Source organism: Paracoccus acridae (assembly GCF_014642735.1).
Lineage (GTDB): Bacteria > Pseudomonadota > Alphaproteobacteria > Rhodobacterales > Rhodobacteraceae > Paracoccus > Paracoccus acridae.
Genome location: NZ_BMIV01000006.1, coordinates 55630 through 81567, shown reverse-complemented (window position 1 = coordinate 81567; position 25938 = coordinate 55630). Strand labels below are relative to the sequence as shown.

The following is a 25938-nucleotide window of genomic DNA, read 5'->3' as shown; positions in this document are numbered from 1 at the left end:
AGGGTCAGCCCAGCCGGCCGATCATGTCGGGCCGAAAGCCCGCCCAATGCGCGTCACCGGCGATCACCACCGGGGCCTGGCGATAGCCAAGCGCGGTCACACGTTCCATCGCCGCCGCATCCTCGGTCAGGTCGATGACGTCATAGGTCAAGCCACGCGCATCCAGGGCGCGAGTCGTTGCGGTGCATTGCACGCAGGCGGGTTTGGAATAAACGATGATGGTCATGCCCACTGCTCCTTCGTTCTGGACAAAAGGGGGCATCATGGCCGCAGGGGGCACCCCGCAGGCCACGGCGCCGGACCCTTGCCCGGTGTCATTTCTGTCTTGGCCTGCTCTGGCCCCTTGCCGATAGCTTGCCGGGCCCGCCAGTCGGTCGCAATCAGGGACTTTCCAGACCGGAAAGGCGGTAACCCGCCCTGCCGCAATGGAAATCGTCAAACCGCGTCTCGACCACAGGATATAGACACGAACACTTCTAAATCGTCAACATGTGGTTATCGCTTGACAGGCGATTCGGTTCCGCCTTTCCGCAATCTGTCGCCAAATTGCCGCACCGAACATTTCTGGAGGCCGGGACTTCCGCAGGACCGCGCGGGCGATGTCTCAATCACGCGACACAAGGTCGCAATTTGTCCAGCACGGCGTCGCAATCGGGCTAAGTTGCACCCCATAGCAGCCAGCACCTCCATGGGTCCAGACATGAATACGCCCTCGACCGCCAGCCTGATCGCAGAACGCGTCCCCGGCTTTTCCCTGCCTCGTGATCTTTATTGCGGACAGCAGGCCTTCCAGGACGACCTGGAACATATCTGGTACCGCGAATGGCTGTTCGCGCTGCCGTCCTGCGAGATCCCCAAAACCGGCAACTTCGTCACGCTGAACGTGGGCGCCTATCCCGTCATCGTGGTGCGCGGCGCCGACGGGCGCATCCGCGCCTTTCACAACGTCTGCCGCCACCGCGGCCAGCGGCTGTGCCCCAAGACCAACGGGACCAACCCCAAGCTGGTCTGCCCCTATCACCAATGGACCTATGACCTGGACGGCAAGCTTCTGTATGCCCGCGACATGGGCGAGGGTTTCGACGCCAGCAAATACGGGCTGAAGCCGGTCCATTGCATCGACCTGGGCGGCATGGTCTTCATCTGCCTGGCCCAGATCCCGCCCGCGATCAACGAACTGGCCGCGAACCTGACGCGCTTCGTCGCGCCAAGCGCCATCGCCGACAGCAAGATCGCCTTCACCTCGACCATCATCGAAAAGGGCAACTGGAAGCTGGTGATGGAAAACAATCGCGAATGCTATCATTGCGGCGGCTCGCATCCCTCGCTGTGCCGGACCTATTCCGACGATCCGCTGATGACGGTGATGGAGGGGCCGAATTCCGCATCCCCCGAGATCCTGGACCACTGGGGGCGCTGCGACGCGGCCAACCTGCCCGCGCGCTTCACCAATGCGCCCGACATGCAGTGGCGCATGGCCCGCGTGCCGCTGATGGACAACCAGGAAAGCTTCACCATGTCGGGCAAGGCCGCCGTGTCGCGGCGCATGGGGACCATCCCCTGGAACGACGCGGGCAGCCTGATGTTCTATCACTTCCCGTCGTCCTGGAACCACTTCCTGCCCGACCACGCCATCGTCTTCCGCATCCTGCCGATCAGCCCCACCGAAACCGAGGTCACGACCAAGTGGCTGGTCCACAAGGACGCGGTCGAGGGCGTGGACTATGACCTCCAGAAGTTGACCGAGGTGTGGCTGAACACCAATGACGAGGATCGCCAGGTGGTCGAGGAGAACCAGAAGGGCATCCTGTCCCCCGCCTATCAGCCCGGACCTTACTCGCCGACGCAGGAAGCGGGCGTCATCCACCTGATCGACTGGTATTGCGGGCTGATGTCCCGCCGCCTGTCCCCCAACGCGGTCGCGGCGGAGTAAGACGCGCATGAAGAAGCCACGCCTGAACTGGGCCGCCGAGCCGTGGTCCGACGACGAGTTGCTGGAATGTGCGATGGTCGTTCCCGAAACCGCGGACGCCGCCACCTTCACCTTCCGGGCGCCGTCGGGGGCGTGGTTCGATTACCAGCCGGGGCAGTTCATCACGCTGGACCTGCCCCTGCCGTCCGGCAACGTGCAGCGGACCTATACGATCAGTTCAAGCCCGTCGCGGCCCTTGTCGATCTCGGTCACGGTCAAGGCGCAGCGCACGTCGCTGGCGACGCGCTGGATGCTGGACCACCTGCGGCCGGGCATGAAGATCAAGGCCTATGGACCGTCCGGTATTTTCACCACCCACCGCCATCCGGCCAGGAAGCATCTGTTCATCTCGGCCGGGTCGGGGGTCACGCCGATGATGTCGATGACTACCTGGGCCTGGGATTCGGGCGAGATGCCGGACATCGTCTTCGTCCATGCCGCGCGAAGCCCGTCCGACATCATCTTCCGCCGCAGGCTGGAACAGTTCGCGGACCGCGTGCCGGGATTGCAACTGCGCTTCACGGTCGAGGAGAACGACCCCTTCACCGCCTGGACCGGCTATCTGGGCCGACTGAACCAGATCATGCTGGGCCTGATGGCGCCCGATTACCTGGAACGAGAAGTGTTCTGCTGCGGGCCCGAGCCCTTCATGCAGTCCGTACGCGACATGCTGGTCGCGCTTGGCTTCGACATGGACCATTACCACCAGGAAAGCTTCGGCGCCCCCATCAGGACCGAGGCCGACGCCCCGGTGATCGAGGATGTCGCCCCCGAGGAAGGCGCCAAGGCCCAGATCACCTTTGCCGCCAGCGGCGTCACCGTGCCCTGTGCCGAAACCGATACCGTTCTGGCCGTCGCCAAGCGGTCGGGCCTGAACATCCCCTCGGGCTGCACCTTCGGTCTGTGCGGCACCTGCAAGATCAGGAAGACCTCGGGCGAGGTGCATATGGTCCACAACGGCGGCATCAGCGACGAGGATATCGCCGAAGGCTTCATCCTTGCCTGCTGCTCGCATCCGCTAGGCCCGATCGCGGTCGAGGTCTGAAGGGACCGTTCCCCAACGACGCCGGGCCGCGTCTGGTTCACCCGCCGGGCAATCTGTCGCGGCCTGGCGCCGATGTGCGGTTCAGATAACAGAAAAGTTGGATAAATCCTGCAATCGCGGGCAATCTGGACTTGAACTCGACCCGGTCGGAAGGCATTCGGGTCTTGATCCCGAATGCCTTGTGCAGCTTGTCCCCCTTGCCAGGATGGACAAGGTTGCGTGGGCATGTGTCGGGAAAGGCGAAACAATTCATCCGAGGTGAGGGCAGCGCGAAGATGGCCGAACACAATCTGTTCCTGTTACTGGCCTGCCTTCCCTTTGCGACGTCGCTGATCCTGTTGACCCTGTCGCCGAACGCGCGCGGCGCATCGACCTGGCTGTCGGGCCTGTCGCTGGTTGCCGGCCTGGCGATCCTGGCGGGGTTCCTGCCCGGCATCCGCGAAGGCGACGTGCTGCGCGCCAGCCTGGAATGGGTGCCCTCGCTGGGGATGAACCTGGCCTTCCGGCTGGACGGATTTGCCTGGCTGTTCACCACGCTGGTGCTGTCGATCGGCGTGCTGGTGGTGATCTATGCCCGCTACTACATGTCGGCCAAGGATTCGCTGCCGCGCTTCTATGCGCTGCTGATGGCCTTCACGGGGGCGATGCAGGGGATCCTGATTTCCGGCAACGTGCTGGGAATGGTCGTCTTCTGGGAACTGACGTCCTTCATGTCCTTCCTGCTGATCGGCTTCTGGCACCAGGGGGCGGCGGCGCGCGACGGGGCGCGGACGGCGCTGATCATCACCGCGCTTGGCGGGCTGTGCCTGCTGACGGCGATGCTGATGCTGGGGCATGTCGCGGGCAGCCATGACCTGGGGGTGATCCTGCGGTCGGGCGACGCGATCCGCGCGCATCCCTGGTATGGCGCGATCCTGGCGCTGTTCCTGCTGGGCGCCTTCACCAAGTCGGCGCAGTTCCCGTTCCATTTCTGGCTGCCCGGCGCCATGGCCGCGCCGACGCCCGTATCGGCCTTCCTGCATTCCGCGACCATGGTGAAGGCCGGGGTCTTCCTGCTGGTGCGCTTTTCCCCTGCCTTGGGGGGAACCGAGGCATGGTTCTTCACGGTCACGGGCATCGGCATGGTCACGCTGATCCTGGGGGCGGCGGTCGCGCTGTATCGCCACGACCTCAAGGGGCTGCTGGCCTATTCCACGATCAGCCACCTGGGCCTGATCACCGCGCTTGCGGGGATCGGGGGACCGGTGGCGATCCTGGCCGCGATCTTCCACATCTGCAACCATGCGGTCTTCAAGGCGTCCCTGTTCATGGCGGCGGGGATCATCGACCACGAGACCGGCACGCGGGACATGCGCCGGCTGTCCGGCCTGTTCAAGCCGATGCCCATCACCGCGACCCTGGCCATCGTCGCGGCCGCGGCCATGGCGGGGGTGCCGCTGCTGAACGGGTTCCTGTCCAAGGAGATGTTCCTGGCCGAGGCCGTGTACTGGCACAACGGCACCTGGCTGGACAACGCCCTGCCCTATCTCGCCATCGTCGGCAGCACCCTGTCCGTCGCCTATTCGCTGCGCTTCATCGCCACCGTCTTCTTTGGCCCGCAAGCCACCAACCTGCCGAAGACCCCGCACGAGCCGCCCGCCTGGATGCGCCGCCCGGTGGAACTGCTGGTCTTCATCTGCCTTGTCGTGGGCATCCTGCCCGCGCTGACCCTGGGCGCCATCGTCAACATCGCCGCGCGTTCGGTGGTCGGTCCCGACCTGGCCTATTACAAGATCGCCATCTGGCACGGGGTGAACGCGCCCCTGATGCTGAGCCTGATCGCCCTGGCGGTGGGCACCCTGATCTATGCCCTCAGCGCGAAAGCCATCGCCACCGGGCCGGAAGGTCCGTTCCTGCTGCACCGCATCCGGGGCCAGCGCATCTATGACTGGCTGCTGTTCCGGCTGACCTGGCGCCTGCCGCGCCTGGCGCTTGGCCTGGTGTCCACCGAATCCCTGCAGCCGCAACTGCGACTGCTGGTGCTGACCGCCCTTGCGGTGGCCGTGGCCTCGCTGTGGGGTGGACTGAGCTTTGCGCCCGAACTGCGGCTGCACGCATTCAATCCCGCCTTCGCCCTGTTGTGGACCGTCGGTGCGGCCTGCGCCATCGGCGCGGCCTGGCAGGCCAAGTATCACCGCTTCGCGGCCCTTGTCCTGCTGGGCGGCGCAGGGGTCGTGACCTGCCTGACATTCGCGTGGTTCTCGTCCCCCGACCTGGCTGTGACGCAGCTGCTGGTCGAGGTGGTGACGACCGCCCTGCTGCTGCTGGGCCTGCGCTGGCTGCCCAAGCGCCGGTCCGAAATCCCCGAGGACAAGCTGTTGCCCGCCAAGATCCGGCGCAGCCGCGATCTGGTGATCGCAGTCGTCGGGGGCTTGGGCATCGCGTCCATCGCATTCGCCGTGATGTCGCGCCCGGTGGTCAGCAACGTGGGCGACTGGTTCCTGGGCAACGCCTATTACGAAGGCGGCGGCACCAATGTGGTGAACGTGATCCTGGTCGATTTCCGCGCCTTCGACACTTTCGGCGAAATCGCCGTCCTCGCGATCGTCGGGCTGACCGTTTATGCCCTTCTGCGCCGCTTCCGGCCCGCCCCCGAAAGCATCGAGGCGCCGGACCAGCAGACCATGGCCGACAGCCCGTCCGTGGACGACTACCTGTTCGTGCCCTCGGTCATCATGGTCTGGATGTTCCCGATCCTGATCATGCTGTCGGGCTATTTCTTCTTCCGGGGCCATGACCTGCCGGGCGGGGGCTTTGCCGCGGGGGTGACGCTGGCCATCGGATTCCTGATCCAGTACATCGCCAGCAACGTCCGCTGGGTCGAGGCGCGCATCACCGTCCTGCCGATCCGCTGGATGGGCTTCGGTCTTCTGGGCGCGGTGACGACGGGAATGGGGGCCTGGGTCTTCGGCTATCCGTTCCTGACGGCCCATGCGCGCTATGTCAATATCCCGCTTGTCGGCCAGGTGCCCGCCGCGACGGCCCTGCTGTTCGACATCGGCGTCTTCGCCACCGTGGTGGGCGCCGTCGTGCTGATGCTGGTCGCCATCGCCCACCAGTCGCTGCGCGCCAGCCGAAGGCGAGAGCAGGAGGAACTAGCCGCCCGGAAGGAGGCCGCCTGATGGAAATCATCCTTTCCGCCGCCATCGGCATCCTGTCGGCATCGGGCATCTGGTTGCTGCTGCGCCCGCGCAGCTTCCAGGTGATCATCGGGCTGTGCCTGCTGTCCTATGCGGTCAACCTGTTCATCTTCTCGATGGGACGGCTGACCCCCGGCGCGCCGCCGATCATGCCCAAGGGCGGCTTCGTCGATCCCACGCTTTACGCCGACCCGGTGCCGCAGGCCCTGGTCCTGACCGCCATCGTCATCAGCTTCGCCACCACGGCGCTGTTTCTTGTGGTGATGATCGCTTCCCGGGGCCTGACCGGCACCGACCACGTTGACGGAAAGGAACGCAGCCAGTGATCAGCGAACACCTGATTATCGCGCCGATCCTGATCCCCTTCGTCGTGGGTGCCTTGATGCTGCTTTACGACGACCGCCAGCGGGGGGCCAAGTTCTGGCTGAGCCTGGCCTCGACGGCCGCGCAACTGCTGATCGCGGTCGAGCTGGTGGTCCGCGCCAAGATCGGCGGCGACATCGGCGACGCCGAGGGGATGAGCTTCTACCTGCTGGGCGACTGGCCCGCGCCCTTCGGGATCGTCCTGGTGCTGGACCGCCTGGCGGCGATGATGCTGGTCCTGACCGCGCTTCTGGCGATCCCGTCGCTGGTCTATGCCCGCGCGGGTTGGGGACGGCAGGGTCCGCATTATTATTCGCTGTTCCAGTTCCTGCTGGTCGGGCTGAACGGCGCCTTCCTGACCGGCGACCTGTTCAACCTGTTCGTGTTCTTCGAAATCCTGCTGGCCGCGTCCTATGGCTTGCTGCTGCACGGATCGGGGCAGCTGCGCGTCCGGGCCGGATTGCATTACATCGCGATCAACCTGGCCGCGTCGCTTCTGTTCCTGATCGGGGTCAGCCTGATCTATGGCACGACCGGCACGCTGAACATGGCGCATCTGGCCAATCTCGTCGCCTCGATGCCCGGAGAGGACCGGCCGCTGCTGCACGCGGCCATCGCGATCCTGGCGGTGGCCTTCCTGGTCAAGGCAGGCAGCTGGCCGCTGAACTTCTGGCTGCCCACCGCCTATATGGCGGCTGCGGCCCCGGTCGGCGCGATGTTCGCGATCATGACCAAGGTCGGCGTTTATGCGATCCTGCGGCTGTCGATGCTGGTCTTCGGGGAAACCGGCGGCGCCTCGGCCGGGTTCGGATCGGGCATCCTGATCATGCTGGGGATGTTCACAGTCCTGTTCGGGCTGCTGGGGATCCTCGCCTCGCAGGGGTTGGGACGGATGGCCGCGCATTCCGTCCTGATCTCGTCGGGCACCGTTCTGGGCATCACCGGCTTCGCCCTGGCAGGGGGCGGGCAGGCGATGCTGTCGGGGGCGCTCTACTACATGATCGGTTCGGTCCTGGCGACCGGCGCCCTGTTCCTGCTGATCGAGCCGATGAACCGGGAGGACGGCGGCATCGCCGCGATGCTGGCGCTGACCGCCGACGCATACGGCATCGACGACGCCGACATGGAGGAGGAGCCCGACGTGGGCCTGGCCATCCCCGCCACGATGGCCGTGCTGGGGGGCTGCTTCGCGCTGTGCGTGCTGATGCTGGCGGGCCTGCCGCCGCTGCCGGGCTTTGTCGGCAAGATCGCAATGATCCAGCCCCTGATCGCGCAGACCGCGCTGCCTGCGGGGCTGGCCTGGGGCTTCGTGGCGCTGCTGATCCTGTCGGGCCTGGCCACGCTGATCGGCATGGCCCGGATCGGCATCCAGACCTTCTGGGCCAATGACGTGCCCTTGCCCCGCGTCCTGGCGCTGGAAATCGCGCCGGTGATCGCGATCCTGCTGATCCTGGGCACGATCAGCTTCAAGGCCGAGGTGATGCTGCGCTATACCGGCGGGACCGCCCATGCCCTGCACGACACGGCGGCCTATGCCTATGGCGTCTTCGCCACGCCCCGCGCCGCCGACCGACCCGCCGACGAGGAGGCGCAGCAATGAGCCGCCTTTTCCCCCATCCGGTGCTGGCGGTCTCGCTGATCTTCATGTGGCTGATGCTGACGCGCTTTTCGCTGGGCTATCTGATCCTGGGAACGGTGCTGTCGCTGGTGGCGGGCTGGGCCTATTCGGCGCTGCATTCCGCCCGCCCCCGGATCCGCCGCTGGTCCACCATCCCCCGGCTGGGCGTGACGCTGTTTCTGGACATCATCCGGTCCAACATCGCGACCACCCGCCTGCTGCTGACAGAAGGCCGCAACGGCCGCCAGTCGGCCTTCATCCAGATCCCGCTGACCGTCACCAATGCCAATGCCCTGGCCGTTCTGTCGATCATCGTCACCGCGACCCCCGGAACGGCCTGGGTGGAATACCAGACCGACACGGGCATCCTGATCGTGCATATCTTCGACGGAGCCGAGGCCGAGCATTACCACGAGGTGATCAGCAACATCTATGAACCCATGCTGATGGAGATCTTCGAATGAGTGGAATGATCCTGACCATCGCGCTTGGCTATGCGCAGATCGCCCTGGCCCTTGCGGGCTGTCTGGTCGGCACGCGGATCCTGCGCGGGCCGCGCGCCCAGGACCGGGTTCTGGCGCTCGATTCGCTTTATGTCTCGGTCATGCTGCTGTTCCTGGTGACGGGGATGCAGCTTGGCACCGCCTTCTTCTTCGAGGCGGCGATGGTGATTTCCATCATGGGCTTCGTGTCGTCGGTCGCGCTTGCCAAGTTCCTGTTCCGGGGCGAGGTGATCGAATGAGCCCGCTGGATTCCATCCCCCTGTTCCTGGCCATTCCCGTGGCCTTCTTCGTCTTCCTGGGCGCCACGCTGACGCTGATCGGGGCGCTTGGCTTTGCACGGCTGAATTCGTTCTATGACCGGCTGCACGCCCCGACGCTGGCGACCAGCTGGGGGACGGCCTCGGTGATGATCGCATCCTCGCTGATGTTCAGCTTCATCGACGGTCGGGCCATCATCCACGAATTCGTGATCGGAGCCTGTATCATCCTGACCACGCCGGTCACGCTGATGATGCTGGGCCGGGCCGCCCTGATGCGCGACCGCGCGGAACGATCCGACGCCCTGCCCGAGGAGATGCATATCCGCCCCCGGCCGCAGGATCCGCCCGCACAGACCTGACATGCGCCGCGCGGTCGTCATCATCGCCCTTTTGCTGGGTTCCGGCTTTGCGGCGCGGGCCGATGCGCCGCTGATCGTCCTTGACCAGACGCGCCTGCCCTTCGACCTGGGTCCGGGCCACCCGGCCAACAATCCGGCAAGCCCCGGCAATTCCCCGAATGCCGCTTGGAATTCGTCGGGCAACACGGCCAATGCGGCCACTGCCTGGCAGAACCGCCCCTCCAACCCCGACAACGAACAGCGGCTGATCATCACCGCCGATGGCGGCGTTCTGGGATACTACGCCACCAATTCCGGCGGCGTGCTGAACCTGTTCGACGTGAACGGCCGCCGCATCGCCTATCGCCCCGCACGCGGCACCAAAAGCCTGTTCACCGTAACCGGGCAGTGGTGCGGCACGGTCGATGGCGGGACGCGCAGCTTCGTGCTGGCCGTGACGCCCGACTGCGCCGCCCGCTTCGGCCGCTGACAGGACCGCCGCATCACCGTTACATTCGCCCCTTAGACCGACCCAGCATTGCCGGAGTGGACCATGACCGACGAACCCAAGGACTGGCTGGAAGCCGAGCTTCAGGAAACCCTGGACGAGGATTACGAGATCGAGCTGGAAGACGCCGTCCTGTCCGAGGAGATCCGCCGCATCTATCGCGAAAACCGGCCCGAGCAGATGGACCGAAAGCTGTATTTCCGCGAATTGCTGCGCCTGCAGACCGAGTTGATCAAGCTGCAGGACTGGGTCGCCCATACCAAGGAAAAGGTCGTCGTCATCTTCGAGGGCCGCGACAGCGCGGGCAAGGGCGGCGCGATCAAGCGCATCACCCAGCGGCTGAACCCGCGCGTGGTCCGCACCGTGGCCCTGCCCGCCCCATCCGACCGCGAAAAGACCCAATGGTATTTCCAGCGCTACGTCCCCCACCTGCCTGCCGGGGGCGAGATCGTGCTGTTCGACCGAAGCTGGTACAACCGCGCGGGCGTCGAACGCGTGATGGGCTTTGCCACCGAGGACGAGGTGGACCAGTTCTTCCAGGACGTGCCCGAATTCGAACGGATGCTGGTCCGGTCGGGGATCCGGCTGGTGAAATACTGGTTTTCCATCACCGACGAGGAACAGCAGATGCGCTTTCTGATGCGCATCCACGACCCGCTGAAACAGTGGAAATTGTCGCCCATGGACCTGGAATCGCGGGTCCGCTGGGAAGCCTATACCAAGGCCAAGGAAGACATGCTGGAACATACCAACATCCCCGAGGCGCCCTGGTATATCGTTCCCGCCAACGACAAGAAGCGCGCCCGCCTGAACTGCATGAGCCATCTGCTGAGCATCATCCCCTATGCCGAAGTCCCGCATGAGGAGGTGACCTTGCCCGACAGGGTCTTCAACCCCGATTATGAACGCGATGTCTTGTCACGCGATCTTTATGTGCCGCAGAAATATTGACATAATATGCAATTTAATCAACGACGAGTTTAACTTAGTATTGTTTTTACCCTTAATTCTTGAACTGCGCGGATATCCCCGTAAGATGAAGGCATGTTCCGAAATATGCTGAACCGCCTTTTCACGGAAGATATCGATCCGCGCCCCCTGGCTGCGGACGATGCCGAAATCGCGGTGGCTGCCCTTCTGGTCAGGGTGGCGCGTGCGGACGATCATTACCACGCGACGGAACGGAAGCGCATCGACCAGGTGCTGGCCCAACTTCATGGCCTTGGCCCGTCCGAGGCTGCCGAACGCCGCGCCGCAGCCGAGATGATCGAGGCCGAGGCCCCCGACACCGTGCGCTTCACGCGGCTGATCAAGGATCGCGTGCCGCTGGAGGACAGGGTCGCCATCATCGGCGCGATGTGGGACGTCTCGCTGGCGGACAATCACCGCACCCCGCACGAGGAAACGGCGATCCGGCTGGTGGCCAGCCTTCTGGGCGTCACCGACCGCGAATCCGCCATGCAGCGCCAAAGGGTCGTGGGCGGGCGCTAGAACCCCAGCCGGTCGCGCAGCCCATACCAGGCCATCCCTGCCACCAGAAGCGGGCTGCGCAGCATCGACCCGCCGGGGAATGGTCGGGACGGGATGGCGGCCATCGCGTCGAAACCGTCGGATTGTCCCGCCACGGCATCGGCCATCAGCTTTCCCGCAAGCGTCGCCAGGGCAACCCCATGACCGGAATAGCCGCCCGCCGACAGGCAGTTCGGCGCGGGCCGGGCGAAATGCGGCATCCGGTTCATGGTGATCGCCAGCGTGCCGCCCCAGGCATGGGTGATCCGAACATGCCGCAGTTGCGGATAGACCGACAGAAGATGCGGGCGCACAAGGGCCGCGATGTCCTTGGGGAAACGATACCGGACAGTCTCGCCCCCGCCGAAGATCAGGCGACGGTCGTCGTCCAGCCGCCAGTAATTGACCACGAACTTGGTGTCGGCGGCGGCGATGTTCCGGGGCAGGATCTCGGGGAAGTCGCGGTCCAGGGGTTCGGTCGCAACGATATAGTTGTTGATCGGCATGACCCGCGCGGCCACACGCCCGTCCAGGCGGCCCTGATAGCCGTTGCCCGCCAGGATGACGTGATCGCAGACGATCCGGCCCGTGTCGCACAGCACGCGGCTTTTGCTGGTGGCGGTTCCGTGTTCGATCCGGTGGACATGCGTTCCCTCGTGGATGCGCACGCCCGCCGCCATCGCAAGTCGCGCCATGCCAAGCGCAAGGTTCAGGGGCTGGACATGTCCCGCGCCCCAGTCCACGTCCCCGCCGGCATAGGCCTTGCTGCCCAGTTGCGCGACCATGCCGTCGCGGTCCAGCGGCTGGACCTTGTCATAGTCGTAATGCGCCGCAAGATGCGCGGCCATCCAGGCGGCATGATCGACCTCGGCCGCGCTGCGGCAGGCATGGGCCACGCCGTCGCGGATCGGCACATCCGCTTCCCCAGCCAGGGACCGGACCAGGGCCTTGGCATCCTCGGCCAACACCCACAGGCGGCGGGCGGTGTCGCGGCCAAACCGGCTTTCCAGCCAGTCCACTTCCTGCCTCTGGCCCGATCCGATCTGGCCGCCATTGCGCCCCGATGCGCCAAAGCCCACCCGATGCGCATCGACCAGAACCACGTCGCGCCCCACCCGCGCCAGATGCAGCGCCGCCGACAGCCCGGTATAGCCCCCGCCCACCACCGCGACATCGGCGCGCGTTTCTCCCTTCAGCGCGGGCTGGCGGTCAAGGGCCGTGCAGGTGTCGGCATAGACGCTTGGCGGATATTCCCCGCGCCGGTCGTTGGCATAAAGCAGCTTCATACGTTCAGCAGCAGGTGTTCGCGTTCCCAGGGGCTGATGACCTGCAGGAACTCCTTGTATTCGTTGCGCTTGACGGATTCGTAAACGGCGGTGAAATCCTCGCCCAGGACGCCGCGCATGGGCGCGTCCTCGGACATGATGTCCAAGGCATCGCCCAGGTTATAGGGCAGTTCGTCCTGCGACGACATGTAGGCATCGCCCAGGCATTCCCCGCGCGGATTTTCCGCCTCGACCAGGCCCAGGTATCCGCAGGCCAGGCTGGCCGCGATGCCCAGGTAGGGGTTGCAGTCCATCCCCGCCAGCCGGTTTTCCACCCGCCGCGCCTCGGGCGACGAGATCGGGACGCGCAGGCCGGTCGTGCGGTTGTCGCGGCCCCATTCCAGGTTGATAGGCGCGGCGAAGTCCGGGACGTATCGGCGATAGCTGTTCACATAGGGCGCCAGCAACGCCACGGCGGCGGGCAGGTGCTTCTGCATCCCGGCGATGAAATGCAGGAACTCGGGCGTCTCGCCCCCCTTGTGGTCCGAGAAGATGTTGCGCCCCGTCGCCAGATCCACCACCGAGTGGTGGATATGCATGGCGCTGCCCGGTTCGCCCTCGATGGGCTTGGCCATGAAGGTGGCGAAGCAATCGTGGCGCAACGCGGCCTCTCGGATCAGGCGCTTGAAATAGAAGATCTCGTCCGCCAGCGCCACAGGATCGCCGTGGTTCAGGTTGATTTCCACCTGCCCCGCGCCGCCTTCCTGAAGGATGCCGTCGATCTCGAATCCCTGGGCCTCGGCGAAGTCATAGATGTCGTCGATGACCTTGCCGTATTCGTCCACGGCGGACATGGAATAGGCCTGCTTGGCCGCAGCCCGCCTGCCTGTCCGGCCCATCGGCGGGATGATGGGCTGGTTCGGGTCGATGTTGCGGGCGACCAGGAAGAACTCCATCTCGGGCGCGACAACCGGCTTCCAGCCCCGCTGGCGGTACAGGTTCACCACCCGCTTCAGCACGTTGCGCGGCGCGATGGGCACCGGATTGCCCTGCTGGTCATAGGCGTCGTGGATCACCTGCAGCGTCCAGTCGGCCGTCCAGGGCGCGGCGGTCGCGGTGGTGAAATCCGGGGTCAGGATCATGTCGGGTTCGGTGAAGGCCCCTGCCGGATTGTCGGCCCATTCCCCCGTGATCGTCTGCAGGAAGATGGAATTTGGCAGATAGAACTTGTCCTGCCGCGCGAATTTCGACGCAGGCATGGCCTTGCCGCGCGCGACGCCCGCGATGTCGGCCAGGATGCATTCAACCTCGTCCAGGCGGCGTCCGGCCACGAAGTCGCGGGCGGCCTGCGGCAGTCTGTCGATCCAGTCGCTCATGCGGCACCCCTGCTGATGGCGCGGGGCTGCTTGAAGAAGGCCTCGATCCGTTCGGCGACGGCGTCCGAACCCTTGGCTTCGCCCATGCGGCCGGTCGCGCGGTCCATCAGGTCCTGGGGCACGCGGCCCTTGCCGCGCTTGTCCATCAGCCCCTTGATGAAGTCGTCGGTAAACTCGGGATGCGCCTGCACCGTGAAGGCCCGGTCGCCATAGATCAGCGCGGCGTTTTCGCAGAATTCGCTGCGTCCCGCGACCTGCGCGTCCTTGGGCAGCACCACCACCTGATCCTGGTGCCAGGCGTTCAGCCGCAGCGTCTCGCCGCCGAAATCGTAATCCTGCGTGCCTACCGACCAGCCGCCCTGATGCTTGACCACCGTGCCGCCAAGCGCCTGCGCGATGATCTGGTGACCGAAGCAGATGCCGACCATGGGAACGGCGGCGTCATAGGCGTCGCGGATGAACCGTTCCAGGGGCGCAATGAAGGGATGATCCTCATAGGCGCCGTGACGCGACCCGGTCAGCAGCCAGCCGTCCTGGTCGAGGACGCTTTCGGGAAACTCCATCTCCTCGACATGCCAGGTGCGGAACTGGAAGCCCCGTCCGTCCAGAAGCCGGACGAACATGTCGGGATAATCGCCCATGTCCTGTTTCAATTCGGCGGGCGCCTGGCCGCATTGAAGAATGCCGATGCGCATGAAGTCCCTGCGATGCTGCTGTCGGCGGCAAGGTAGTCGCCGGAACGGGGGGGCCGCAAGGGGGCCTTTCGCATATTTGAAACAACCCCCGATTATGACGAAATAAATATCAATATAAAATAATGGCGCTTTTATTTATAATGAGGCATTATTTTCGGGTATTAAAATGGACCCTTTTGCCAATATATTTACCATTGTGGGTTTGCATCTTGCCGTGGCAATGACGCCCGGTCCCAACACCCTTGCGATATGTTCGGTCGCAAGTACCGGATCACAACGCGACGGGCTGTCCGTGGCGGTCGGGGTAGTCGTGGCAACCGGCCTTCTGGCCGGCATCGCGATCCTTGGCGCAGGGGCGGTAATTGCTCGGAATCACTACCTTTTCCTGGGTCTTCGGGTGGTGGGGGCGCTTTATCTGATCTGGATCGGCCTGCGGATCCTGACTGCGCCCGCCATCCCCAAGGCGTCGGTCATCAAGGGCCAGCCCTTCCTGGTCGGGCTTCTGACGGCGCTGACCAATCCCTTCGCCATTGCCTTCTGGTTCGGAACATTTCTGGCGGCAGTTCCCGCATCCGCGCCGGATCATTTCTATGCCCGCATATTCGGGCTGATTATCCTTCAAAGCCTGATCTGGTATTCGTCGCTGGCCATCCTGTTCTCGACCGCGATGCGCGGCCGGACCCTGGGAACGGCGCGGCTGATGCGTTACGTCACGGCAGGGGCGCTGATCCTGATCGGGACAAGCGCAATCGTCCCCGGCTGAACCTGCGTCCTTTGGCGGTCTGGCGGCCCGGGGCGGCACAGGCTACGCTGCCCCCGGCTTGGACAGGAGAGCGCGATGCCCCATCTTCACCCCGACATCGACCCGAACGGGCTTGACGAATTCTCGGTCGTGTTCACCGACCGGTCGCTGAACCACATGTCGCAGCGGTTCCAGCAGGTGATGCGCGACCTGTCCGCGACCCTGGCCGAAGTTTACGGCGCGGCCGAGGTCGCCATCGTGCCCGGCGGCGGCACCTATGCGATGGAGGCCGTCGCCCGCCAGTTCGGCACCGGCCACGCGCTGATCGTCCGCAACGGCTGGTTCAGCTTTCGCTGGAGCCAGATCTTCGACATGGGCGGCTTCGCGCGCGAGACGACGGTGGTGATGGCCCGCCCCGCCGGGAACGAGCCGCAGCCCGCCTATGCGCCCCCGCCGATCGAGGAAGTCGTGGCGAAGATCCGCGAGGCGCGGCCCGACGCGGTCTTTGCGCCCCATGTCGAAACCTCGGCCGGGTTGATCCTGCCCGACGATTACATCCGGGCGCTGTCGGACGCCGCGCATGAGGTCGGCGCGCTGATGGTGCTGGACTGCATCGCGTCCGGCGCCATCTGGGTGGACATGAAGGCAACCGGCGTGGACGTGCTGATCTCGGCCCCGCAGAAGGGGTGGTCGGCTTCGCCCGCCGCTGGTCTGGTGATGCTGTCGGAACGCGGGGCGGAACGGCTGGCGGCGACCGACAGCAACAGCTTCGCGCTGGACCTGAAGAAATGGCGCGCGATCATGGCCGCCTATGAAAATGGCGGCCACGCCTATCACGCGACCATGCCGACCGATGCCCTGCTGGGCCTGCGCGACGCGATGGAGGAAACGCGCGCCATGGGATTTGACGCCGCCCGCGACGCGCAATGGCGGCTGGGCAACGCGGTGCGCGACATGCTGGCCCAGCGGGGCGTCCGGTCGGTGGCCGCGTCCGGCTTTGCCGCGCCGGGGGTGGTGGTCAGCTATACCGACGACCCCGACATCAAGACCGGCAAGAAATTCGCGGCCCAGGGGATGCAGATCGCGGCCGGGGTTCCCCTGGCCGTGAACGAGGGGGACGCCTTCTCGACCTTCCGGCTGGGCCTGTTCGGGCTGGACAAGCTGAAGGACGTGGACGGCACCGTGGCCCGGCTGCGGGCGGTGATGGACAAGGTGATGCCAGCCTGAACCGGCGGAAAGAACGACAGGCCCGCCCCTTCGGGGCGGGCTTTTTGCATTTTGGGGGCCGGAGAATGATCTTCTCTGGCCCCCATCATTTTCGAAACGTCTTTGCTCTTGCTAAAGACGACTTTCCCTGTCGTTATTTGTGTCATAGAAGGCAGCGAGTCACAGGAGAAGACGGCCATGACGATCCAGGGTCGGAACATCGACGCAAAGGCCCGCCCGCTTTATTCGGTCCGGCTGATCGACCGGCGCACCGGCCAGGTCCACCGCCTGAACGGCGCACCCCTTCTGGCGCTGAGCCAGGAACCCCATGCCGCGGCCGCCTCCATGCTGGAAGGCCGCGATCCTGAACTGTGGGAAGCGCGGATCGAGCCGCTTTTCACCCGCGCCACGCAATGACGACAGAATTCCTGGGAGACGGTTTCATGTTGAAGTCGAAATCGGGCCGCCTTGGCGCCCTGATGCTGGCCCTGGCCATCGCGGCCCCGGCCCATGCCGAAACGCTGCTGAACGTCAGCTATGACCCGACGCGAGAGTTGTATCGCGACGTGAACGCGGCATTCGCCGAAAAATGGGCAGCCGAAGGGCACGAGGCGCCGACCATTGAGACCAGCCACGGCGGGTCGGGCGCGCAGGCCCGCGCGGTCATCGACGGGCTGAACGCCCAGGTGGTGACGCTGGCTCTGGCATCCGACATCGACCGCATCGCCGAGGCCGGCAAGCTGCCCGCCGACTGGCAGTCGAAACTGCCGCATAATTCCAGCCCCTATACCTCGACCATCGTCTTCCTGGTGCGCGAGGGGAACCCCAAGGGCATCCAGGACTGGGGCGACCTGGTCAAAGACGGGGTCGAGGTGATCACGCCGAACCCCAAGACCTCGGGCGGCGCGCGCTGGAACTATCTTGCCGCCTGGGCCTGGGCCGAAAAGAACGGCCAGGATCCGCAGGCTTTCGTGGGCGATCTTTACACCCATGTGCCCGTGCTGGACACCGGCGCGCGCGGTTCGACCACCACCTTCGCGCAACGCGGTATCGGCGACGTGCTGCTGGCCTGGGAGAACGAGGCCTATCTGGCGCTGAAGGAAATCGGCGAGGATCAGTTCGACATCGTCGTGCCCTCCGTCAGCGTTCTGGCCGAGCCGCCGGTCGCCATCGTCGAAGGCAACATCGCCAATGACGCACAGCGGGAACTGGCTACGGCCTATCTGGACTTCCTGTATTCCCCCGAAGGCCAGGCGCTTGCCTTCAAGCACTTCTACCGCGCCTGGGACGACAGCGCCGTCGCCCCCGAGGATGTGGCCCGCTTCCCCAAGCTGGATTTGGTCAGCATCGAGGATTTCGGCGGCTGGAAGAAGGTGCAGCCCGAACATTTCGGTGACGGCGGGATCTTCGACCAGATCTATACGGCGAAATGACCATGACCGCGCGACCCCTGGTCCACAAGACGGCGATGCCCGGCCTTTCCCTGTCGGCGGGCATCACCCTGACGATGCTGTCCATCGTCGTCCTGTTGCCGATCGGCGCCCTTCTTCTGAAGGGCGCCAGTTTCGGCCTGACGAACGTGCTGGAAGTCGTGGGACGAGAACGGGTGACGGCCTCGCTTTACCTGTCCTTCAAGCTGTCCCTGCTGGCGGCCCTGTTCAACCTGGTCTTCGGCGTGCTGCTGGCCTGGGTGCTGGTGCGCTATCGCTTTCCGGGCAAGCGGCTGCTGGATGCGGCGGTGGACCTGCCCTTCGCCCTGCCGACCGCCGTGGCGGGGATCGCGCTGACCGCGCTTTACGCGCCGAACGGGGCGTTCGGCAGCCTTGCGCAGGCAGTTGGCCTGAAGATCGCCTATACCCAAGTTGGCATCTTCATCGCCCTGGTCTTCGTGGGCCTGCCCTTCGTGACACGCACCGTCCAGCCGGTGATCGAGGAGATCGAGCAGGAGGTCGAGGAGGCCTCGGCCACCCTCGGCGCCTCGCGCCTGCATACGCTGCGCCATGTGATCCTGCCGATGCTGATGCCCGCCGCGCTGACGGGCTTTGCCCTGTCGCTGGCCCGCGCTGTCGGCGAATACGGATCGGTCATCTTCATCGCGGGCAACATCCCCCTGCGCACGGAGATCGCGCCCCTGCTGATCGTGATCCAGCTTGAGGAATTCAACTATGACGCCGCAGCCGCCATCGGCATCGCCATGCTGGTGATCTCTTTCGCGATGCTGCTGGCGATCAACCTGATCCAGATCGTCAGCCGAAGGAAGATGGGCCATGTCTGATACCGCCCTGCCCCGCCCCGCCTTCCGCGCGGCGACCGACGAGGCCCCGCTGCTGCGCATCGCCCTGATCGGCATCGCTGTCGCGGGCCTGGCCGTCCTGGTCTTCGCCCCCCTGGCGGTGGTCTTCGCCGAGGCGCTGAAGCAGGGATGGTCCGCCGCGATCCAGTCCCTTGGCAACCGCGACGCGCGATCCGCGATCCAGTTGACGCTGCTGATCACCGCCATCGCCGTGCCTGCAAACGCCGCCTTCGGCATCGCGGCCGCCTGGTTCATCACCAAGTTCGACTTTCGCGGCAAGGCCTTCCTGATCACGCTGATTGACCTGCCCTTCAGCGTCAGCCCGGTCGTGGCGGGCCTGTGCATCGTCCTGCTGTTCGGCGCCAATTCCGCCATCGGCGGCTGGCTGGTCGCCCATGGCTGGCCCATCGTCTTCGCCATCCCCGGCATCGTGCTGGCGACGATCTTCGTGACCTTCCCCTTTGTCGCCCGCGAACTGATCCCGGTGATGATCGAGCAGGGCCGCGCCGAGGAAGAGGCTTCACTGACGCTTGGCGCGTCGGGCTGGCGGACCTTCTGGTCGGTGACGCTGCCCAATATCCGCTGGGCGCTGCTTTACGGCACACTGCTGTGCACCGCACGCGCCATGGGCGAATTCGGCGCGGTCGCGGTCGTGTCGGGCAAAATCCGCGGCCAGACCGCGACCATGCCGATCACCATCGAGATGCTGTACAACGAATACCTGTCCGTCGCGGCCTTCAGCATGGCCGCGCTGCTGACCGCGCTTGCGCTTGTCACCCTGCTTCTGAAAACCATCCTCGAGCTGCGTCACGCCGACCAGCTTGCCGCCACCCGCCGCCATTAAGGGGAACCGTCCATGCATATCGACATCGACGAAATCGCCAAGACCTTCGGCGCCACCACCGCGCTGCGCCCCGTGTCGCTGAACATTCCCTCGGGCGCGCTTGTGGCGCTGCTGGGGCCGTCGGGTTCGGGCAAGACCACGCTGTTGCGGATCCTGGGGGGGCTGGAATTCCCGACCTCGGGGCGGGTGCTTTTCAACGGACAGGACGCGACCGGCATGACGGTGCAGGAACGCCGCGCGGGCTTTGTCTTCCAAAGCTATGCGTTGTTCCGGCACATGACGGTCTTCGACAACATCGCCTATGGCCTGCGCGCCCGCCCGCGCGGCCAGCGTCCCCCCAAGGCCGAGATCACCCGCCGCGTCACCAAGCTGCTGGACCTGATCCAACTGCCCGACATCGCGGGCCGCTATCCGACGCAGCTGTCGGGCGGGCAGCGTCAGCGCGTGGCCCTGGCCCGCGCGCTGGCAATCGAACCCCGGATGCTGCTTCTTGACGAACCCTTCGGCGCGCTTGACGCCAAGGTCCGCAAGGAACTGCGCCAGGGCTTGCGCGACATCCATGACGAAACCGGGTTGACCACGGTTTTCGTGACCCATGACCAGGACGAGGCGATGGAACTGGCCGACCTGGTGGTGGTGATGTCGATGGGCCGGATCGAACAGATCGGCCGCCCGCAAGACATCCGCAGCAAGCCCGCCACCGAATTCGTGCGCGACTTCATCAGCGCCTGATCGGCGTCAGCCCTGCAGCAAGGCCTTTGCCGCCCCCGTGGCGGCATCGGTGATCCGGTCGCCCGACAGCATCCGGGCGATCTCCTCGACCCGTTCGGGCGGCGACAGCGCCGCCACGGTGGATGTCGTCATGTCGTCATGCACCGACTTCGACACCCGGAAATGGTTCGCCCCAAGCGCCGCAACCTGCGGCGAATGGGTGACGACCAGAACCTGCGCATCGTCGGACAGCCGCTTGAGGCGGCGGCCCACGGCATCGGCGGTCGCCCCGCCCACGCCCCGGTCGATCTCGTCGAAGATCAGTACAAGCGCGTCGTTGCCGCGCGCCAGACAGACCTTCAGCGCCAGCAGGAAGCGCGACAATTCCCCGCCCGAGGCGATCTTGTCCAAGGCGCCGGCCGGCGCGCCGGGATTGGTCGCCACGGTAAAGGCCACGTCGTCGCGCCCGTCGGGGCCGGGTTCGCCCGGCGTCACGAGCGTCTGGAAGACTGCGCGTTCCATCTTCAAGGGCGCCAGTTCGGCGGTGACGGCACGATCCAGCGCAATGGCGGCTTCGATGCGCGCGCGCGTCACCTCCTCGGCTTCGGCGTCATATCGGGCCTCGGCATCTTCGACCTGCCGGCGCAGGGCGGCGATCTGGGCCTCTCCGGCGTCGATCTGACCCAGGCGGCCGCGCAATTCATCCGCCAGCCCGGCCAGGTCGTCTGCCAGGACATTGTGCTTGCGGGCAAGGGCGCGCAGGGCAAACAGGCGTTCCTCGGTCGCTTCAAGCTGGGCGGGATCCACGTCAAGCGCGGACAAGGCATCCTCGACCCCGCGATGGGCCTCGCCCAGTTCGACAAGCGCGCGGGACAGCGCGGCCAGTGGTTCGTCCAGCCGCCCCTCGGCGCGGTCGGACGCGCCTTCCAGCCAGCGGGTCGCGTCCAGCATCGCGCCCTCGGCCCCCTCGCCGCCCAGCATCTTCAAGGCGCGCGCGACATCCTCGCGGATGCGGATCGCGCCCTGCATGGCGCGGCGGCGGGTGTCCAGCGTCGCCTCCTCGCCCGCCTCGGGCATCAGGTCGTCCAATTCGGCGACCGCGTGGCGCAGGAAATCCTCCTCGGCGCGGGCGGCGGTCAGGCGTGCCTCGGCCCCATCCAGGTCGCGCCGCGCCGTGCGGCGTGCGGCCCAGGCATCGCGCAACGGGGCAAGGTCGATGGCGCCGAAAGCGTCAAGCAGCGCCCGATGGCCGCGCGGGTTCAGCAGGCCCCGGTCGTCGTGCTGCCCGTGCAGTTCGACCAGCGTTTCCGACAACTGCCGCAATACCTCGCCCGAGACGCGGCGGTCGTTGACATAGCCGGTCTTGCGCCCGTCACCCCCGTTCACCCGGCGCAGGATCAGATCGTCGTCCTCAAGCTCGATCCCCGCATCCGCCAGAACGGCGCGGGCCGGATGGCCTGCGGGCAGGTCGAAGACCGCCGTCACCTCGCCCTGCTGGGCGCCCTGGCGCACCAGGTCGGCCCGGCCGCGCCAGCCCAGGACGAAGCCCAGGCAGTCCAGCAGGATCGACTTGCCGGCGCCGGTTTCCCCGGTCAGCACGTTCAGGCCCGGACCAAAGGCCAGATCCAGCCGGTCGATCAGCAGCATGTTGCGGATGTCCAGCGATCTCAGCATCGGTTTATCCTTGCAGGGCGGTTTGCACCCTAACTCAAAGCCACCGGCCCTGGATCATCTGGCGATAGACATTCGTCAGCCAGTTGTCGCCCCGCGCCTCGGGCGCCAGCCCCCGGCCGCGCAACTGGCCATAGGCATCCTGGTAGAAGGGCGAGGACTGGAAGTTATAGCCCAGAATCGCCCCGGCCGTCTGCGCCTCGTCCGTCAGACCAAGCGCCAGATAAGCCTCGACCAGCCGCAGCAGCGCCTCGGGCGTCTGGGTCGTGGTCTGGAACTCCTCGACCACGACGCGGAAGCGGTTGATGGATGCGGCATAGTGCCCGCGCTTGAGGTAATAGCGCCCGATCTCCATTTCCTTGGCCGCCAGATGGTCGAAGGCCAAGTCGAATTTCAGGATCGCGCTGCGGGCATATTCGCTGTCGGGATACTGTTCGATCACGCTGCGCAGCGATTGCAGCGCCTGGAACGTCAGGCCCTGGTCGCGCCCGACCTCGTCGATCTGGTCGTAATAGGACAGCGCCAGCAGATATTGCGCATAGGCCGCGTCCTCGTCACCCGGATAGGTGTCGATGAAACGCTGCGCCGCGCCCCGCGCTTCCTCATAGTTCTGGGCGCGGTGGTTGGAATAGGCCTGCATGATCAGCGCACGCTTGGCCCATTCGGAATAGGGGTAAAGCCGCTCGACCTCGCTGAAATAGAAGACGGCGTCTTCGGGCTTGCGGCTGTTTTCCAGCTCGAATTCGCCGCGCTTGTAGATTTCCTCGGCGGTGAAGCGGTCCAGGTTCTGCCGCTCGCCCGAGCCACCACCCCTGTCGCACCCCGTCAGCACCAGACCCGCCAGAATCGCCGCCATCACGGAAGCCGAGAATTTCGAGCGCGCCATCGTCACCTGCCTAAGACTTCTTCCTTGCAGCAGCCCCGTCCCGGCCACGCTGCCCGGACCCTCTAGCACAGAACATCAGAGGGCGCAAAATGGCAATCCGTTGAATTTTGCCTGTGAATTCTGCCGCTGCCTGACGTCGGGGAAGGCCGCGCTCAGGCGGCCGCCCAGGTCGTCGCCGCCAGGTCATAGGCCGCGACACCCGCGCCCGGCAGGCGGTTTTCCAGGGCCGGCGAACAGGTTTCCCAGGTCCAGGCGGCAGGATCGGCGAACAATGCGCGCAGCAGGCGGTTGGTCATCGCGTGACCCGCCCGATGCCCGGTATAGCGCGCCAGCAGCGGCGCCCCGGCAAGCGCCAGGTCGCCCATGGCGTCCAGCATCTTGTGGCGCACGGCTTCGTCCGAGTGGCGCAAGCCGCCCGGCGACAGGACGCGCGCGCCGTCAACGACGACCGCGTTCAGATAGGTGCCGCCAAGCGCCAGCCCGTTCCTGCGCATCGCGTCCACATCCGCCTGACGGCAGAAGGTGCGGCTGTCGGCCAGTTCGCGCAGGAAGGCGCCATTGGCCATGTCCAGGCGCTTTTCCTGGTGGCCGATGGCGGCATCGGTGAAGTCGATCTCGAAGTCGATCTCCAGATGGTCGGCGGGGGACAGGCGGGCAAAGGCATCACCCTCGCGCACCTCGACCGGGCGCAGGACGCGGATGGCCCGCAAGGCGGCGTTCTGCAACACGATTCCCGCGCGCAGGATGCCCCGCACGAAGGGCGCGGCCGAACCGTCCAGGATCGGAACCTCGGGGCCGTCCACCGTCACCAGGGCGTTGTGGATGCCGGTGCCCGCAAGCGCCGCCATCACATGTTCGACCGTGGACAGCGTGGTGCCCTTGCCATCGTCCAGCAGGGTGCACAGCTTCGACGGCGTGACGTGATCCCACAGGGCGGGGATATCCACGGCAGGCGTCAGATCCACGCGGCGGAAGACGATGCCGTGGCCTGCGGGCGCGGGATGGATTTCCAGCCGGGCCGGGGCACCGGAATGAAGCCCGACACCCTGGAACGCCACCTTCGTTTTCAACGTCGCCTGCATGACAACCTGCCTTCTTCTCGTCTCGCGCCGAAATCATCCGTCGCTTTAACGGATGACCTAGGCCCAGGGCGCCAGGCATTCAATTAACGAATTGTAACGCCGTGAAACATTCGGCCGGAAAGGCTTGCGCCGGGTGGCGAGGTCGGGCGGGAAGAATTGATCGCAACATGAAAAAAGGCCGCACGAGGCGGCCTTTTCTGCATCAAGCATGTGACGCGGTCAGTTTGCCTGGCGGCGCAGGAAAGCCGGAATCTCCACATTGTCCTGGGCGGCGTCGGGGCTGGCCAGATCGTCGAAATCGGTTTCCTGCTGACGCGCACGAACGGCCACGCGTTCGTTCACGCGTTCGGAAATCGACGACGCGGCAGGCTTCGGCGCCGAGGCGTCGGAATGGCCGGCCATCCGTTCCAGCATCCGGCCCAGGCCCGCCATCCGGCTTTGCGTGCGAACGGGTTCGGCAGGCTGCGGCGCGGGCTGTGGCTGGCGTTCGCCCTTGTGTTCGACCGCACGGCGCAGACGCTCCAGCGTCTCGGGCGTGGCCTGGCCGCGCGAGGCACCCTGCGGCGCACGGGGCGCGATGAACCCCGCGTCTTCCTTGACGTTCAGCATCGCCGGCTGGGCAGGCTCGCGCCGCTGATAGGCGGGGGCGGGCATCTCATCCTCGATCCGCGCGGCAGGGGCCGGCGCGGAGGCTGCGACCGACCGGGTTTCCACGACCGGCGGGGCGACGCGGCGGGCGGGCAGATCGTCCTGCTGCGGCGCGGCCTCGGGCTTCTGGGCCAGCGAGGGATGCTGGGTCAGCGGTTCGGCCATGCTGCGGCGGGGGGCGGGAACTTCGGCGGCCGCGACGGCGGCGTCGATGCCGGTCGCCACGACGGACACGCGGATCGAACCGTCCATCTCGGGATCCAGCGTCGAGCCGACGATGATGTTGGCGTCGCTGTCCACCTTGTCGCGGATGACGTTGGCGGCCTCGTCCAGTTCGAACAGGGTCATGTCATAGCCGCCGGTGATGTTGATCAGCACGCCCTTGGCGCCGTTCAGGCTGACCTCGTCCAGCAGCGGGTTGGCGATGGCGCGTTCGGCGGCTTCCTGGGCGCGATTCTCGCCCGAGGCTTCGCCGGTGCCCATCATCGCCTTGCCCATCTCGTCCATGACCGACCGGACGTCGGCGAAGTCGAGGTTGATCAGGCCCGGCTTGACCATCAGGTCGGTCACGCCCTTGACGCCCTGGTACAGCACGTCGTCGGCCATGGCGAAGGCTTCGGTGAAGGTGGTCTTTTCGTTGGCGATGCGGAACAGGTTCTGGTTCGGGATGATCAGCAGCGTATCGACGACCTTGTGCAGGGCCTCGATGCCCTCGTCGGCCTGGCGCATCCGCTTGGTGCCCTCGAACTGGAAGGGCTTGGTGACGACGCCGACGGTCAGGATGCCCATCTCGCGCGCGGCCTGGGCGATGATCGGGGCGGCGCCGGTGCCGGTGCCGCCGCCCATGCCGGCGGTGATGAAGCACATATGCGCGCCCATCAGGTGATCGACGATGTCCTCGATCGTTTCCTCGGCGGCCTTGGCGCCGATGATGGGCTTGGCGCCCGCGCCCAGACCCTCGGTCACCTTGGGGCCCATCTGGATGCGATTGGTCGCGCGCGAGCTGGACAGCGCCTGCGCGTCGGTGTTGGCGACCACGAACTCGACCCCGTCGAGGTTCTTCTCGATCATGTTGTTGACCGCGTTGCCGCCCGCGCCGCCGACACCGAAGACGGTGATACGCGGCTTCAGTTCGTCGTCATCGTTCATCATCAGATTGAGGTTCATGGTTCCGCCTGTTTTTTGCTATGTCGATCGGGTCATGTCCTGCCGCCCGTCGAATCC

Annotated in this window: 26 protein-coding genes; 18 read left to right on the top strand and 8 right to left on the bottom strand. The window is 65.7% G+C overall.

Translation table 11 applies throughout. From position 1 onward, the window contains the following. Positions 1–4 precede the first annotated feature (4 nt). On the bottom strand, positions 5–226 hold the full coding sequence (nrdH, locus tag IEX25_RS10540) for a glutaredoxin-like protein NrdH (RefSeq protein WP_103171473.1): 222 nt from the start codon (positions 224–226) through the stop codon (positions 5–7). A gap of 474 nt (positions 227–700) precedes the next feature. On the opposite strand from nrdH, the gene IEX25_RS10535 reads away from it, so the two are divergent. The 11 genes from IEX25_RS10535 to IEX25_RS10485 all read left to right on the top strand — a co-directional run bounded on the left by IEX25_RS10535 (position 701) and on the right by IEX25_RS10485 (position 11277). Beyond that, positions 701–1933: an aromatic ring-hydroxylating oxygenase subunit alpha gene (locus tag IEX25_RS10535; protein WP_103171472.1), complete on the top strand. Its 1233-nt coding sequence runs from the start codon at positions 701–703 to the stop codon at positions 1931–1933. 7 nt (positions 1934–1940) lie between these two features. After that, entirely contained in the window at positions 1941–3017 is a 1077-nt protein-coding gene (locus IEX25_RS10530; RefSeq protein ID WP_103171471.1) for an FAD-binding oxidoreductase, read from the top strand. Between the two features lie 275 nt (positions 3018–3292). Further along, positions 3293–6178 (top strand): monovalent cation/H+ antiporter subunit A, encoded by a 2886-nt coding sequence (locus IEX25_RS10525; RefSeq protein WP_103171692.1) that lies wholly within the window; start codon positions 3293–3295, stop codon positions 6176–6178. Then, complete coding sequence (locus tag IEX25_RS10520) at positions 6178–6522, top strand: Na+/H+ antiporter subunit C (RefSeq protein ID WP_103171470.1); 345 nt, start codon at positions 6178–6180, stop codon at positions 6520–6522. Before IEX25_RS10525 ends, IEX25_RS10520 begins: the two co-directional genes overlap by 1 nt. Then, positions 6519–8159 (top strand): monovalent cation/H+ antiporter subunit D, encoded by a 1641-nt coding sequence (locus IEX25_RS10515; RefSeq protein WP_103171469.1) that lies wholly within the window; start codon positions 6519–6521, stop codon positions 8157–8159. Before IEX25_RS10520 ends, IEX25_RS10515 begins: the two co-directional genes overlap by 4 nt. Continuing rightward, entirely contained in the window at positions 8156–8641 is a 486-nt protein-coding gene (locus tag IEX25_RS10510; RefSeq protein ID WP_103171468.1) for a Na+/H+ antiporter subunit E, read from the top strand. The genes IEX25_RS10515 and IEX25_RS10510 overlap by 4 nt, the downstream gene beginning before the upstream one ends. After that, the gene (locus IEX25_RS10505; protein ID WP_103171467.1) at positions 8638–8919 is read left to right on the top strand and encodes a K+/H+ antiporter subunit F; all 282 of its coding nucleotides are present in this window, start codon (positions 8638–8640) and stop codon (positions 8917–8919) included. Before IEX25_RS10510 ends, IEX25_RS10505 begins: the two co-directional genes overlap by 4 nt. Then, positions 8916–9299: a monovalent cation/H(+) antiporter subunit G gene (mnhG, locus tag IEX25_RS10500; RefSeq protein WP_103171466.1), complete on the top strand. Its 384-nt coding sequence runs from the start codon at positions 8916–8918 to the stop codon at positions 9297–9299. Before IEX25_RS10505 ends, mnhG begins: the two co-directional genes overlap by 4 nt. A 1-nt stretch (position 9300) precedes the next feature. Continuing rightward, positions 9301–9768, top strand: coding sequence for a hypothetical protein (locus tag IEX25_RS10495; protein ID WP_188715118.1), 468 nt, complete (start codon positions 9301–9303; stop codon positions 9766–9768). A 63-nt stretch (positions 9769–9831) separates the two neighbouring features. Further along, on the top strand, positions 9832–10737 hold the full coding sequence (gene ppk2, locus IEX25_RS10490; RefSeq protein WP_103171464.1) for a polyphosphate kinase 2: 906 nt from the start codon (positions 9832–9834) through the stop codon (positions 10735–10737). A 93-nt stretch (positions 10738–10830) separates the two neighbouring features. Then, on the top strand, positions 10831–11277 hold the full coding sequence (locus tag IEX25_RS10485; protein WP_103171463.1) for a tellurite resistance TerB family protein: 447 nt from the start codon (positions 10831–10833) through the stop codon (positions 11275–11277). Here IEX25_RS10485 and IEX25_RS10480 read toward each other — a convergent pair. The 3 genes from IEX25_RS10480 to IEX25_RS10470 are packed head-to-tail and all read right to left on the bottom strand — an operon-like array spanning position 11274 to position 14631. Beyond that, positions 11274–12581 (bottom strand): NAD(P)/FAD-dependent oxidoreductase, encoded by a 1308-nt coding sequence (locus tag IEX25_RS10480; protein ID WP_103171462.1) that lies wholly within the window; start codon positions 12579–12581, stop codon positions 11274–11276. The two genes, IEX25_RS10485 and IEX25_RS10480, sit on opposite strands and share 4 nt — an antisense overlap. After that, positions 12578–13936: a glutamine synthetase family protein gene (locus IEX25_RS10475; protein WP_103171461.1), complete on the bottom strand. Its 1359-nt coding sequence runs from the start codon at positions 13934–13936 to the stop codon at positions 12578–12580. Before IEX25_RS10475 ends, IEX25_RS10480 begins: the two co-directional genes overlap by 4 nt. Further along, entirely contained in the window at positions 13933–14631 is a 699-nt protein-coding gene (locus IEX25_RS10470; protein ID WP_103171460.1) for a type 1 glutamine amidotransferase, read from the bottom strand. The genes IEX25_RS10475 and IEX25_RS10470 overlap by 4 nt, the downstream gene beginning before the upstream one ends. 220 nt (positions 14632–14851) lie before the next feature. Here IEX25_RS10470 and IEX25_RS10465 point away from each other — a divergent pair, with 220 nt between their 5' ends. The 7 genes from IEX25_RS10465 (at position 14852) to IEX25_RS10435 (ending at position 20448) form a co-directional block, all read left to right on the top strand. Continuing rightward, positions 14852–15394, top strand: a complete 543-nt coding sequence (locus tag IEX25_RS10465) for a LysE family translocator (protein ID WP_158247937.1) — start codon at positions 14852–14854, stop codon at positions 15392–15394. 75 nt (positions 15395–15469) lie between these two features. Next, positions 15470–16600: an aminotransferase class V-fold PLP-dependent enzyme gene (locus IEX25_RS10460; protein WP_103171458.1), complete on the top strand. Its 1131-nt coding sequence runs from the start codon at positions 15470–15472 to the stop codon at positions 16598–16600. 177 nt (positions 16601–16777) lie between these two features. Next, positions 16778–16996, top strand: a complete 219-nt coding sequence (locus IEX25_RS10455) for a hypothetical protein (RefSeq protein ID WP_103171457.1) — start codon at positions 16778–16780, stop codon at positions 16994–16996. 26 nt (positions 16997–17022) lie between these two features. After that, positions 17023–18012, top strand: coding sequence for a sulfate ABC transporter substrate-binding protein (locus IEX25_RS10450; protein ID WP_103171691.1), 990 nt, complete (start codon positions 17023–17025; stop codon positions 18010–18012). 2 nt (positions 18013–18014) lie between these two features. Then, on the top strand, positions 18015–18854 hold the full coding sequence (gene cysT, locus IEX25_RS10445; protein WP_370463856.1) for a sulfate ABC transporter permease subunit CysT: 840 nt from the start codon (positions 18015–18017) through the stop codon (positions 18852–18854). After that, positions 18847–19716, top strand: coding sequence for a sulfate ABC transporter permease subunit CysW (gene cysW, locus IEX25_RS10440; RefSeq protein WP_103171455.1), 870 nt, complete (start codon positions 18847–18849; stop codon positions 19714–19716). Before cysT ends, cysW begins: the two co-directional genes overlap by 8 nt. A 12-nt stretch (positions 19717–19728) precedes the next feature. Then, on the top strand, positions 19729–20448 hold the full coding sequence (locus tag IEX25_RS10435) for a sulfate/molybdate ABC transporter ATP-binding protein (protein WP_103171454.1): 720 nt from the start codon (positions 19729–19731) through the stop codon (positions 20446–20448). Between the two features lie 6 nt (positions 20449–20454). Here IEX25_RS10435 and recN read toward each other — a convergent pair whose 3' ends face one another. From recN to ftsZ, 4 genes are all read right to left on the bottom strand, one after another. Next, positions 20455–22101 carry a DNA repair protein RecN gene (recN, locus tag IEX25_RS10430; RefSeq protein ID WP_103171453.1) on the bottom strand — a complete coding sequence of 549 codons (1647 nt, stop codon included), beginning with the start codon at positions 22099–22101 and terminating at the stop codon, positions 20455–20457. A 34-nt stretch (positions 22102–22135) separates the two neighbouring features. Further along, the gene (locus tag IEX25_RS10425) at positions 22136–22954 is read right to left on the bottom strand and encodes an outer membrane protein assembly factor BamD (RefSeq protein ID WP_188715173.1); all 819 of its coding nucleotides are present in this window, start codon (positions 22952–22954) and stop codon (positions 22136–22138) included. Positions 22955–23136: 182 nt separating this feature from the next. Next, entirely contained in the window at positions 23137–24066 is a 930-nt protein-coding gene (gene lpxC, locus IEX25_RS10420; protein ID WP_103171451.1) for a UDP-3-O-acyl-N-acetylglucosamine deacetylase, read from the bottom strand. A 219-nt stretch (positions 24067–24285) separates the two neighbouring features. Beyond that, positions 24286–25881, bottom strand: coding sequence for a cell division protein FtsZ (gene ftsZ, locus IEX25_RS10415; RefSeq protein WP_103171450.1), 1596 nt, complete (start codon positions 25879–25881; stop codon positions 24286–24288). Between the last annotated feature and the right edge of the window lie 57 nt (positions 25882–25938).